This is a genomic window from Paenibacillus sp. BC26 (assembly GCF_900116125.1).
In the GTDB taxonomy this organism is placed as follows: Bacteria; Bacillota; Bacilli; order Paenibacillales; family Paenibacillaceae; genus Paenibacillus_Z; species Paenibacillus_Z lignilyticus.
Genome location: NZ_FPAD01000001.1, coordinates 152,150 through 164,295, shown reverse-complemented (window position 1 = coordinate 164,295; position 12,146 = coordinate 152,150). Strand labels below are relative to the sequence as shown.

Annotated in this window: 13 protein-coding genes; 7 read left to right on the top strand and 6 right to left on the bottom strand. The window is 52.6% G+C overall.

Annotated elements, in window-relative coordinates; all coding sequences use genetic code 11:
- Window positions 1-49: 49 nt before the first annotated feature.
- Window positions 50-688, top strand: coding sequence for a nitroreductase family protein (locus tag BM412_RS00755; protein ID WP_091212520.1), 639 nt, complete (start codon window positions 50-52; stop codon window positions 686-688).
- A gap of 99 nt (window positions 689-787) precedes the next feature.
- On the opposite strand, the gene ndk is transcribed toward BM412_RS00755, so the two are convergent.
- Together ndk and BM412_RS00745 are read right to left on the bottom strand one after the other, a co-directional pair.
- Window positions 788-1,267 (bottom strand): nucleoside-diphosphate kinase, encoded by a 480-nt coding sequence (gene ndk, locus BM412_RS00750; RefSeq protein ID WP_091212517.1) that lies wholly within the window; start codon window positions 1,265-1,267, stop codon window positions 788-790.
- A gap of 156 nt (window positions 1,268-1,423) precedes the next feature.
- Window positions 1,424-3,223 (bottom strand): M3 family oligoendopeptidase, encoded by a 1,800-nt coding sequence (locus tag BM412_RS00745; protein WP_091212515.1) that lies wholly within the window; start codon window positions 3,221-3,223, stop codon window positions 1,424-1,426.
- Between the two features lie 144 nt (window positions 3,224-3,367).
- On the opposite strand from BM412_RS00745, the gene BM412_RS00740 reads away from it, so the two are divergent.
- On the top strand, window positions 3,368-3,541 hold the full coding sequence (locus tag BM412_RS00740; RefSeq protein WP_091212512.1) for a YycC family protein: 174 nt from the start codon (window positions 3,368-3,370) through the stop codon (window positions 3,539-3,541).
- Entirely contained in the window at window positions 3,538-3,774 is a 237-nt protein-coding gene (locus tag BM412_RS00735; protein ID WP_091212510.1) for a hypothetical protein, read from the top strand. The genes BM412_RS00740 and BM412_RS00735 overlap by 4 nt, the downstream gene beginning before the upstream one ends.
- Before the next feature lie 68 nt (window positions 3,775-3,842).
- On the opposite strand, the gene BM412_RS00730 is transcribed toward BM412_RS00735, so the two are convergent.
- Both BM412_RS00730 and BM412_RS00725 read right to left on the bottom strand, forming a co-directional pair.
- Complete coding sequence (locus BM412_RS00730; protein ID WP_091212508.1) at window positions 3,843-4,544, bottom strand: DUF2225 domain-containing protein; 702 nt, start codon at window positions 4,542-4,544, stop codon at window positions 3,843-3,845.
- Between the two features lie 20 nt (window positions 4,545-4,564).
- Window positions 4,565-4,945, bottom strand: a complete 381-nt coding sequence (locus BM412_RS00725) for a globin domain-containing protein (RefSeq protein WP_091220043.1) — start codon at window positions 4,943-4,945, stop codon at window positions 4,565-4,567.
- 489 nt (window positions 4,946-5,434) lie between these two features.
- On the opposite strand from BM412_RS00725, the gene ylbJ reads away from it, so the two are divergent.
- The 3 genes from ylbJ to BM412_RS00710 all read left to right on the top strand — a co-directional run bounded on the left by ylbJ (window position 5,435) and on the right by BM412_RS00710 (window position 9,129).
- A complete protein-coding gene (ylbJ, locus tag BM412_RS00720; protein ID WP_256256060.1) occupies window positions 5,435-6,526 on the top strand; it encodes a sporulation integral membrane protein YlbJ in 1,092 nt (363 codons plus the stop codon).
- A gap of 65 nt (window positions 6,527-6,591) precedes the next feature.
- Window positions 6,592-7,389 carry an NAD kinase gene (locus tag BM412_RS00715; RefSeq protein WP_091212506.1) on the top strand — a complete coding sequence of 266 codons (798 nt, stop codon included), beginning with the start codon at window positions 6,592-6,594 and terminating at the stop codon, window positions 7,387-7,389.
- On the top strand, window positions 7,390-9,129 hold the full coding sequence (locus BM412_RS00710; protein WP_091212503.1) for an ABC transporter ATP-binding protein: 1,740 nt from the start codon (window positions 7,390-7,392) through the stop codon (window positions 9,127-9,129).
- A gap of 69 nt (window positions 9,130-9,198) precedes the next feature.
- Here BM412_RS00710 and BM412_RS00705 read toward each other — a convergent pair whose 3' ends face one another.
- Both BM412_RS00705 and lipA read right to left on the bottom strand, forming a co-directional pair.
- A complete protein-coding gene (locus BM412_RS00705) occupies window positions 9,199-10,026 on the bottom strand; it encodes a YutD family protein (protein WP_091212500.1) in 828 nt (275 codons plus the stop codon).
- Between the two features lie 19 nt (window positions 10,027-10,045).
- The gene (lipA, locus tag BM412_RS00700; protein WP_090977576.1) at window positions 10,046-10,942 is read right to left on the bottom strand and encodes a lipoyl synthase; all 897 of its coding nucleotides are present in this window, start codon (window positions 10,940-10,942) and stop codon (window positions 10,046-10,048) included.
- 211 nt (window positions 10,943-11,153) lie between these two features.
- Between lipA and BM412_RS00695 the strand changes: the two genes are divergently transcribed.
- Window positions 11,154-12,137, top strand: a complete 984-nt coding sequence (locus tag BM412_RS00695; protein ID WP_091212497.1) for a M23 family metallopeptidase — start codon at window positions 11,154-11,156, stop codon at window positions 12,135-12,137.
- Window positions 12,138-12,146: the final 9 nt, after the last annotated feature.

The window sequence follows — 12,146 nt, the reverse complement described above, 5'->3', positions numbered from 1 at the left end:
AAGTTACTTATTTTTACATTCATTCCAGTTGGAGAGGGAGATACCTAAAATGAACCAAAACAATACTGTAGCAGCACCATCCGCCGAGCAAGTAATGCGCGAGCGTCATTCCGTACGTCAATACAAAAGAGATGTAGTCATTCCAGAAGCGACATTGAACGAAATCCTTGAGCTGGCAGCAACTGCGCCATCTTCTTGGAACCTGCAACAATGGCGTTTCCTCGTCATCCAAGACCAAGCACAGAAAGATCTTGTTCGTCCGATCGCTTACGGTCAACAACAAGTATCCGACGCTTCCGCTGTTATCGTTATTCTTGGCGACTTGCAAGCGCAAATTACTGGCCGCGAAATCTTTGACGGCATGCTTGCAGCCGGCCATGTTTCGCAAGAAATCCGTGATAATATGGTTAGTCAAATCGAAGGCGCTTATTCGTTCGAGCAAGTTGCTCGCGACGAGGCTAACAAGAATGCAGGTCTTGGCGCTATGCAATTGATGCTGGCAGCTAAATCGAAAGGCTACGACACAGTAGCTATGGGCGGTTTTGACAAAGCGAAGCTTGTTGAAGCTTTGAACATCCCTGCACGTTACATTCCTGTTATGATGATTGCGATAGGCGAAGCAGCTGCACCGGGTCGTCCGACTCCTCGTTTGCCGCTTAGCAAATTGGTTATCAACGAATCGTTCTAAATCTCCCAACCTCACACAACATAACGAAAGCCCTCCGTTCTCTCTATGCGAGAAACGCGAGGGCTTTTTTGTGCATGGAACTCCGAACTCCGTATATGGTTAATGAATCGAATGCTCATCCCGTGCCACAGCCGTTCCGCCAAATAATGGAGCCGATGGCTGCGCAACATGATCGCGGTCGAAGAACAGCCCAATTTCTCGCGCAGCGCTAGCGTCCGAGTCCGAGCCGTGTACAATATTGCCCGAGATATCCATCCCGAAGTCGCCTCGAATCGTCCCCGGCCCGGCTTCCACCGGATTCGTCTTGCCAATGATTGCACGCGCGTTCTCAACCGCATGAGGTCCTTGCCAGATCATCGCGCACACCGGCCCGGACGTCAAATAATCGACCAATTCGCCGAAGAACGGCTTTGACTTCAGCTCCCCATAATGCGTCTCGGCTAGCTTTCGGTCAATGGTGCGCAGTGATATCGCGGCAAGCTCAAAGCCCTTCTGCTCGAAGCGAGTAATAATAGGGCCAATCAGCCCTCGTTTCACTCCATCCGGCTTAACCATCACAAACGTCTGCTCTACTTGCATACTCTCAATCTCCTTCCATAAGCGGACCGACCTACACCCTGATCCGGTGACAGAAAAACGGCGCCGTCACCTTAAAGGCCGCACCGTTCTCTATCCATCAGTATTCCACATTATGTCAGGTTTTATGCCTATATTTCACAATCTAACACTGGAAGCTTACGCTTCTTCTGTCAGAGCCAAGAACTCTTCAACGTCGACCAAAGCAAGCTTGACCGCTTCACGCCAGAAGTCCGGCTCATCCAAACGTACGCCAAGATGCTTCTGCGCCAAATCCTCGACCGTCATCAAACCGGTATCACGAAGTAAGGCGACATAGCGGTCCGCAAACGACTCGCCTTCTTTCTTCGCCTGTGCATAGATACCGCAGCTGAACAAATACCCAAATGTATACGGGAAGTTATAGAACGGCACATCCGTCAGATAGAAATGCAGCTTCGATGCCCAGAAATGCGGATGCAGCTTGCCAAGCGCGCCGCTGAACCCTTCCTGCTGAGCCTCTTCCATCAGCTTGCTCAGATCTTCTTGAGTCAACATGCCCTGCTTCCGCTGCTCATAGAACTTCTTCTCGAACAAGAACCGGGAGTGAATATCCATAAAATAAGAAACCGCATTATTCAGCTTATCATCGAGCAAAGCCAGCTTCTCTTCCGGACTAACCGCAGCCTTCAGCGCGGAGTCAGATACGAGCATCTCCGCAAAAGTTGACGCCGTTTCGGCCACGTTACTCGCATACTCCTGCGCAAGAGGCGGCAAATCGTTCATCACATGCTGATGATAGGCATGTCCCAGCTCATGAGCAAGCGTGGAGATATTCGACGGCGTACCGGAATAGGTCATGAAAATCCGCGTTGCCTCACTCTTGGGAAACGAAGTACAGAATCCGCCCGGACGTTTGCCGGGACGATCCTCCGCTTCGATCCACGCTTCGCGGAACGCCATCTCCGTGAACGTTGCCAGATCCGGACTGAACGCGCGGAACTGCTCCGTTATGAACGCCGCCGCCTCGCTGTAGGGTACTGTCTTGCTCGCCGAACCGAGCGGCGCGCTGACATCATGCCAATCCAGCTGCGGAAGGCCCAGCAGCTTTGCCTTGCGCTCCATATAGCGGACAAGACGCGGCTTGCCTTCGGTTACGGCATCCCACATCGCATTCAGCGTAGCCTCGCTCATTCGGTTAATCGCAAGCGGCTCCTTGAGTGCCGAAGTCCAGCCGCGCTTCTCGTACAGCTTTAACCGGAAGCCTGAGATGCGGTTAATGGTATCTGAGCACAGATCGCCTTGTTCCGACCATTCGCGCTCCCACTCCGCGAAAGCAGTCTCGCGCACGCTGCGGTCATTGTGACTCAGCCTATTGTGCATTTGGCCGGCAGAAAGCTGCTTGACGGTCCCGTCATTCTCGGTGACTTCGAAGCGAACACGCGAAACGATCGTGTTATAGAAATCGCCCCAGCCATGGTAACCGTCTACCGCCAGCTCCGCAGCCAGCGCTTCTAATTGAGGCGGCAGCTTCTCTTTCCCTGCTTCACGTCGCTCATTCAGTACGAAAGCAACCGGTGACGCATCGGCAGAGGTCAGCCAGTTCCCCCAGCTCTCATCGTCTGTCCGCAGCAGCAGCTCATCAAAGTTAGTTAATGCCCCGTTGAACTTAGCCGATAAGGTTTTGACCCGATCATTAAGCCCGTTTGCCGCCGTATCTTTCATCTGCTGCGCTTGCAGGCAGCCCACGAAGGAATCCGACTGACGAATCCGTAGCAAAATCGATTGAACCGCTTCCGTCCAGCTTGACAGCTGATCCGGGGATGCAGGCGCACCGCTCGCTGAAGCCGCAGACAGTTCACGTGTCAGGACATCGATATCGCGCTCCATTCCGTTTAGTTCCTCGTTAAATGCGGCAGAACCGGAACCTCCCGCATAGATATTTTCCAAATTCCAAGTTGTGGGTAATGCAGTTTGCATAGGAGCCTCCTCTATCTGCGCGTTGCGAATTCTATCGTCGCAGTGTATAACTGAATTATAACGTGATCATTGTCCCATTTACCATCCTATGCAGATCTGGGCGCTGCATATGCAGACGAGCCCCAACGATAAGGAGTGTTTACGATGTCTCAACCCTTACAGCTCTCAGCGGAAACCGCGGTTAAGCTGGCGAAGGAATTGAATGTTCCGCTGGAGCATTTGATGCATATGCCAAAGCATATTTTGCTGCAAAAGATTGCCGAGCTTGCGAAGAATGCCGCAAACGACACAGAGGATAAAGGAGATTCCACGCCGTGATTCCTTTTGAGCGTGCCTGGCCTTATGACATCATTATGAAAGACGTGTACGTGCCGAGCTGCCCGTTCTGCAAGAAAGACAATGTCCTGCTGCCCCTCAGACCCAAAGAGCTTGGCGATATTCGCACAGGCAAGAAGAAGCTTCTCGTGTTCCCATGCTGCCATAACCGGGTAACGGTGATCGATGCAGACCAGGACTATCTCCTGACGGACACGGCGCTGCGCCACGCATAAATTCATTTTCATGAACGAACGCCAAAAAGCCGCCCGAGCACGAAGCTCGGACGGCTTTTATTTAATCCTTACGCGTTCATCGCGGTAGGCTCATCCTCATAATGATCGCCAAATTGCTGCTGCTCGCGAAGCAGCTGCCATTGATCGCGGCATGCCCGGATCATGGAAGCATCCTCAATCCGCTTGTCATTGACGACCCGCGAGAACCACTTAACCGCTGCATTCGGCTCACCGATCCGGCGATTCAATTCCCCGATCAAATACATCAGCTTCGCATTATTGAGCGACCCGCTCTCCGTTTCAAAAACGGCGACGTAGGCATCCAGTGCGTGGCGTAGGAAACGAAGCTCCTGCTCCTTCAAATTCTCATACCGGTACAGCCATGCGATATGATGAAGGATACCCGCTATGACGCGCTCCTTCTCATCAATAATGCCGGAGCAGATAAGCGCAAGCTTGTAGCATTCCAGTGCCTGCTCCTTCGTACGCGTGCCGCCGTAATCGCGATAAGTCCAGCGGCTTCCCAGCGTCTCTTGATAGAGATGCTTCTGAGCTGTCGTCATTGCCGTCTTGCCGCTCTCCGTAGCAGAGAACCCGCATCTCGGACATACGCGTACGACGTAGAAATCAGGATTAAATTCCGTCTTGTAATGGGAGCAGAAATCGGTATCCCGGCCGGATGGTTTCTTAAAGCTCGGGCGTACACGTGACGTCTTGTAGGTGGACTCACAGCAAATGCAAGTTATTGATGTTAAATAGAGTGGATCCATTTCGTCACGTCTCCCTATGGTTATGGTTGTTGATTAATAAAGTGATGAGCAGGTCCCGACAGACGGTCAAGCATAACTTCCTGCAGCTCGGCAGGCAGGTCCGTTTCGGCAAGGGCTTCCCGCATGCATCCAAGCCAAGCCTCCGCGCGTTCCGGCGTTATGGGAAACGGCAAATGCCTTGCCCGCATCATGGGATGTCCATATTCATCTGAATATAAAGAAGGACCGCCGAAGAATTGCGTCAGAAACATCGTCTGTTTCTCCATGACAGGTTGAATATTCGGTGGAAATAAAGGGCCAATCAATGGATTCTTCAGAACCTTAGGATAGAAGGACTCGACGATGCCTTTAATGCCGGCAACTCCTCCAACAGCCTCATATATAGTACTATAGTTATTCATCGTCATAACTCACTCCGATTTTTAGGTCTTTTGTAGCATATTCCTTAATTATTTTAACATAAAACATGAATCTATAGGCATACAAAAAAATGCCCTCTAGGAAGAGGGCATTACGGCAGTAGTAGTTGGTACGAATAAGAGTCGGGATAAATCAGCTTTCGTAATCCTCTTCTCCGGGAGCCATCAAGGACTCACGGATGACGTAAATGAATGCACAGACGAGGATGCCAGCAATTATACTCATTAGTCATCACCCCATGGCGTTCGATTGATGTAAGACAATTGTAGCATACCCAGAATAAAAATAACATATTGTTTTGCAAGCGTTTTCTAAACTTTTTTTACCGGATTACAACCATATTACAGCACGTTTACACCTCCGTTACATCCCCTAAAAACCAAGCATTTTTTCGGACAAGTGATGTTTGTCCTCTCCCTCACATATAGCAGTAGTAGTAGGCATTTTAGGATTTCAAGGAGGGCCTCCTCGTGCATGTCGTTCGTTACTTGCTTCGCCCGTCAATCATACCGGCTTGGTCGGCTGTTCTGCTCGTTCTGCTGATGATTGGCTTCCCCGCTGAGGCGCTGGGCGCTTCCATTCGGGGGCTCTCCATCTGGTGGGAAGTGCTGTTCCCGGCCCTATTCCCCTTCTTCGTGATTTCAGAGCTGCTGCTTGGACTCGGTATCGTGCATTTCTTCGGCAAAATATTGGATCCGCTCATGCGACCGCTCTTCCGTATACCCGGTATAGGCGGTTTCGTCGTGACGATGGGGTATGCATCCGGTTATCCTGTGGGGGCAAGACTTACGGCCCAGCTCTGGGAACAAAAGCTTATAAACCGGTCGGAGGGCGAGCGGCTCGTGGCGTTTACGACAACCTCGGACCCTATTTTCCTCATCGGCGCCGTTTCCGTGGGCTTCTTCCAAAATGTCGCGCTGGCGCCGGTTCTGGCCGCGGCCCATTATGGCGGCGGGCTCATCATCGGGCTGCTGATGCGATTTCATGACCGTAAGGCAGAGTCGACACGCCACGCCGCGGATAGCAAGGACAGCAACAGCGCGCCGGGTAAGCGAAAAAGCCGCCTATCCGAGGCTATACACGCGATGCACTTCGCCCGCTTAATGGATGGACGCAATTTCGGCGTTCTCCTTCAAGACGCCATACAGGCTGCGCTGCGGCTCATGATCGTAGTCGGCGGCCTGGTAGTTGTCTTCTCCGTCATCATGGAACTGCTTCGGCAAGCCGGGGGTATCCATGTACTGGCGCAAGGCGTTCAGTCCTTGCTCAGCCTGATTCATGTTCCGCCTGCTCTCTCTGACGCCGTCGTGAACGGCATCTTCGAGGTTACGCTCGGCGCACGTTCCGCAGGCGAAGCGGTCAGCAGCGGCCTTGTCCACCAAGCGGCTATCGCCGCATTCATCCTCTCATGGGGCGGCTTGTCCGTTCATGCTCAAATCGCCAGTCTGCTCAGCCATACCGATCTGCGCTATAAGCCTTTTCTGATCGCCCGATTCCTGCATGGCTGTATCGCCACCTGCTTAATCTATCTGCTTTGGGGTGCGCTCGGTCCGGCGCTTTAACATTGAATTCGCCACAGATATCCGCTATGATTCAAGTATTAACCGCGCGGAAGGGGCGCCTATATTTGAATTATGTCGTAATTGACAGAGGGGATAAGTTATCGAAAGAGCTTGTCACTCGTTTTCATGAGCTTGCAGCAGCACGAGGATTACTACGCAATGACGAGAGTCCGGAAATGGTCATCTCCATTGGCGGGGACGGAACGCTCTTGAAGGCATTCCACACGTATGTGGACAGAATCGATGACCTCGCTTTTATCGGCATACATACCGGTCATCTCGGATTCTTCGCCGACTGGAAAGCCGACGAATTGGAAGAGCTTATTCGCATGATGGCGGAAAGCGAACCGCGCATCGTACGCTACCCGCTTGCCCAGATTGAGCTGGACACCGACGCAGGCAAAGTGACGCATACGGCGCTGAACGAATTTACGCTTAAGGGCCTCGACAATATGCTGGTCGCTCAAATAAACGTTAATGATGAGATGTTTGAAATGTTCCGCGGCGACGGCATTGTCGTCTCGACGCCATCAGGCAGTACGGCGTATAACAAAAGCCTGGGCGGCGCGATCATTCATCCGTCGATCGAATCGCTGCAGCTGGCTGAAATTGCATCCATTAATAACCGGGTTTACCGAACGTTGGGCTCTTCGCTCGTTCTGCCGCAGCATCATCACTGCGACATCATTCCTCGCAAGGATCAGCGGCTTCAACTTACGGTTGACCAGCTTACCATTAAACGGGACGATATCCGCACCATTCGGTGCAGCGTGGCTTCACGCAAGGTTAGCTTCGCACGCTACCGTCCATTCCCGTTCTGGAACCGGGTGCGCGAAGCGTTTCTTGGTTACGACGTGAAATAGATGAACCATTTTCGCGCCTATCTCCAAATCGTTAAACCTTATCGCTGGCTGATTGCGATTACGCTGGCGATTGGCATCATTAAATTCGCGATTCCGCTGACGCTTCCTTTGTTTCTTAAATATGTCGTCGACGATGTGCTGCTTGCCGATCTCTCGGTTGATGACAAAACCTCAAAGCTGTTTAAAGCGGTGGGACTTGCTTTCCTACTCTTCGTCGTAGTCCGGTATCCAGTCGAATATTACCGTCAATATTTCGCGCAGCTGACGACGAGCCGCGTGCTTTTTGACTTGCGGAACAAGCTCTACGCACACCTGCAGCGGTTATCCATCCGGTTCTACCAGAACCGCAAATCCGGCGAGATTATCTCGCGAATGATGAACGACGCCGAGCAGACCAAGTCGCTCGTCGAGACAGGTCTGATGAACATTTGGCTCGATATGTTCACGCTTGTCATTGCGCTCGTCATCATGTTTAATATGAACGTCATGCTGACTTTTGTGGCTATTGCCATTCTGCCTTTCTACGGCTATGCGGTGAAGAAGCTGTACAAACGGCTGCGAGGTTACTCCCGTTCGAGATCCCAAGCGATGGCTGAGATGCAGGGTTATCTCAATGAGCACGTGAACGGCATACCCGTGGTGAAAAGCTTTACTTTGGAGTCCTACGAACAACAGCAATTCGGCAATCGAAATCAAACGTTTCTGGAGCGCGCCTTCGCCTTAACGCGGTGGAATGCGTTGACGCAGTCCATTATTAATACGCTGACCGAGATCGCTCCCCTGCTGGTGCTGGCCTGCGGCGGTTATTTCGTTGTGCAAGGCTCGCTTACGTTAGGCGAGTTTGTCGCCTTCTATGGTTATCTCGATCGACTGTACGCGCCGCTTCGCCGGCTCGTCAACTCCTCGACCGAGCTCACTCAAGCATCGGCATCGCTGGAGCGCGTAATGGAGCTGCTCGGCGAGCAAGCCGAAATCACCGATGCGCCTGACGCTGTCCCTTTGCGCACGGAGCAAGGAGATATTCAATTCCGTAATGTATCGTTCCGCTATCACAATGAATCGGACTGGGTGCTGCGCAATATCGACTTGCACATTCCAAGAGGCCATACCGTCGCATTAGTCGGTATGAGCGGCGGCGGTAAATCCTCCTTGGTCAGTTTGCTTGCACGCTTCTACGATACGCAAGAGGGCGAAATTACGATTAACGGCCAGCCCATCCGCAGCGTGACCCAGCACAGCCTCCGTTCGCAGATCGGGATGGTGCTGCAGGATAACATCCTGTTCAGCGGCTCTGCACGCGAGAATATCCTGCTTGGCAATCCGAATAGCACGGAGGAGCAGATCTATGACGCTGCAAGGCGAGCCAATGCGCATGAGTTCATCATGTCGCTGCCCAAAGGCTATGACACCGAAATCGGCGAGCGAGGCGTCAAGCTCTCCGGCGGCCAGAAGCAGCGGATCGCGATTGCCCGCGTGTTCCTGAAGGATCCCGCCATCCTCGTGCTGGATGAGGCGACCTCGGCGCTTGACCTGGAGTCCGAGCACGCCATCCAGGAGTCGCTCGCGGAGCTCTCGCAGAACCGAACAACGCTGGTCGTGGCGCACCGCCTCTCGACGATCACGCATGCTGATCTGATCGTCGTCATCGAGCACGGCCATATTGTAGAGCAAGGCCGACATGACGAGCTGATGCGTAACGGAGGCGCTTATGCACGGCTATATAATGTGCAGTATTTATAGCCGGAGCCTCCGCATAAACAAAAAAGGCCAGTCTCAAAAGTGAAATCACTTTTGAGACTGGCCTTTTATTTAATGTTTAGGGCTCTGGTCCTTGCCGCCACGCCCTTGGGGCGGGTGGGAAGGGTTCTCCGATGCGGCCGCAACGGGAGCCTTCTGGTTAAAATGAGGGCGCTTGTTGCGATTCCGTTCCGGCCGGTCCGGACGTTCATTCCGCTCTGAACGCTGCTCGCCGCCGCGATCAGAGCGCTCATTGTTGCGCTCCCCACGATCGCCGCGTTCATGACGCTCGCCACGCTCCGAACGGTCATTCTGATTGTTCCGCGCAGCCGGCTTGCCATGCTCACGATCCTTATTGAAAGGTTTGCGTCCCTCGCGAGGCGTTTCCTTCTCCGGATCCTTCGCCGCATCCTTACGGTTGCTGTTGCGCTGCTGCTCTCTGCGTTGATCCCGCTCATGCCGCGGCATGAACTTCACCTGCTGGTGCTCCGACACCGGAGCATCTGCGGCTTGACCGGCAGCGACGGCACGGGATGCGGTTACATAAGCTTCCACGCCGTCAGCCGTTTCGTAGGCTTCGCCATCGTGATCTTCGGTCATATCGCCGTCTTCACCGGATTTGGCACCACCCGGCTGCTTCTCCAGCACGAAGTAGGCGCATCCAAAATTACAATACTCATTAATATAATCCGTCATCGAGGAGAACGCGCTCTCGCGCGTCACCTTCGGATGATTATCGCGAAAGAATCCCTTGAGCCGAAGCTGATTATATCCCCAATCACCGATTACGTAATCGTATCGTTCCAGTACTTCACTGAATCGCTCTCGAAAGGCTTCGAAATTCCAGCCGTTTCTGTTCTCATGTATTAATTCGTAGGTTCTGCCGCTGATATGGATCAAGTCTGCTTCTCACTCCTTCTCACAGGGATGCAGGCTCGGCCTGTGCTGCGGATTTCACTTGCTCATGCGCGTGATACGAGCTGCGTACGAGCGGTGCCGATTCCACATGGCTAAAGCCGCGTTTGAGTCCTTCTTCTTTAAGCTTCGCGAATTCGTCTGGATGCACATATCGCTCAATCGGCAAGTGGTTCGGTGAAGGCTGCAAGTATTGGCCCAGGGTCAATATGTTGCAATCCACCGCACGCAGATCATCCATTGCCTGCAAAATTTCGTCCCATTCCTCGCCGACGCCAAGCATGATGCTGGACTTCGTGGGAATATTCGGCTTCATTTCTTTGGCGCGCTTCAGCAGCTCCATCGAACGAGCGTACTTCGCTTTCGCGCGTACGCGGTTGGAAAGCCGGGCAACGGTTTCAATATTATGGTTGAGAATATCCGGATTCGCATCCATAACCGCCTGCAACGCGTCCCAATTACCCATAAAATCCGGAATCAGTACTTCTACGCTGCATAACGGCAATCGCTTGCGAATGGCTTTGATCGTCTCAACGAAAATCATCGCGCCGCCGTCAGCCAGATCATCGCGCGCAACCGAAGTAACAACGCAATGCTTCAAGCCCATCTGCTCAGCAGCTTCCGCTACGCGTTCCGGCTCTTGCAAATCGAGCTCGGTCGGCAAGCCTGTCTTCACTGCGCAGAATCGGCATGCGCGTGTACATATATCGCCAAGAATCATGAACGTGGCCGTCCGATTCGCCCAACATTCATAAATATTCGGACAACGCGCTTCCTCACATACAGTATGCAAGGTTTTGGTGCGCATCATCTCTTTAATTTCGGCATAATTGCCGCCTGTCGCTAATTTAATACGAAGCCAATCCGGCTTCGGCGCTCTTTCGGTGAGCTTAGTCTTCATGGAAGGTGTACCTGCTTTCTGTAATCTCTGCGTCTTATTATAGCACGTTTCGGATAAAAACCAATGATTTGCAAATCATAACAGCAGGGCAGTTCAAACCAATTGCACCCATTTCAGACATTCGACCGAAACCTAAAATGAAAGTTTTGTTAGTTGGCGCGTGTGGAGGCTGATACATCTGAGATCATTTGTAATACGCCTATTCTTGGTGATGTTGGTGATGGCAGGGCTTCCGCAAGGCACCGCTGCTTACGCGGGTGCGAAGGACACGGCGCCCAAAGACGATGCTTTCGCCAAAAGAAGAGAGCTGTACGATGAAATTAGCATCGTAACCCGTATTCCCTGGTACCGATTGGCAGCCGTCGACCAGTACGAGCGAACCATGACCAGAGCCCGCCCCAAGACGAGAGAGCAGCTGGGCCAATACATCGGAATCTTTATGACCGAGAGCGCTTGGGCCGGCGTGCTCAATCCCGACATGTCGGATGAATCGCCCGCTTCAATTCGGTGGTTCAGCGGACTTGGCGTGGATGGGGACGGTGACGGGCGTGCGATACGCACGAATGACACAGATTTACTGTATTCTGTAGCCAATCATTTCATGCAATTTGGCACAGAAGAGGAGGATTTTTCCATTGGTTTGTGGCAGTATTACCACAATACCAGGGCGGTTCAGCGTATCCGCCAGTTTGCTCGCATGTATGCAACTTACGGTAAGCTGGATTTGTTCGAGCATGCTTTTCCCGTCCCGGTCGGAACTAATTATTCCTACAAGGGAACTTGGGGAACTCGCCGAAGCTGGGGAGGCTACCGGATTCATGAGGGAACAGATATTTTCGCAAATCATGGTGTACCGGTTCGCAGCACCTGCTACGGCATTATTGAGATAAAGGGCTGGAACCCTTATGGAGGCTGGCGTCTTGGCATCCGTGACCTCAATAATTACTATCATTATTATGCGCATCTGTCCGGCTATGACAAGACATTAGCCGTCGGCAGCGTCGTAAAGCCCGGCCAAGTTGTAGGTTGGGTAGGCAGCTCGGGGTATGGCAAGCCCGGAACGCAAGGTAAATTCCCTCCGCACCTGCATTACGGCGTATACCGCGACCGCGGGTTAGTGGAGTGGTCGTTCGATCCTTATCCAATGCTGAGGCAGTGGGAGCGAGAAGAACGGCGCAGGTTACGCACAAAGTAAACAAAGAGC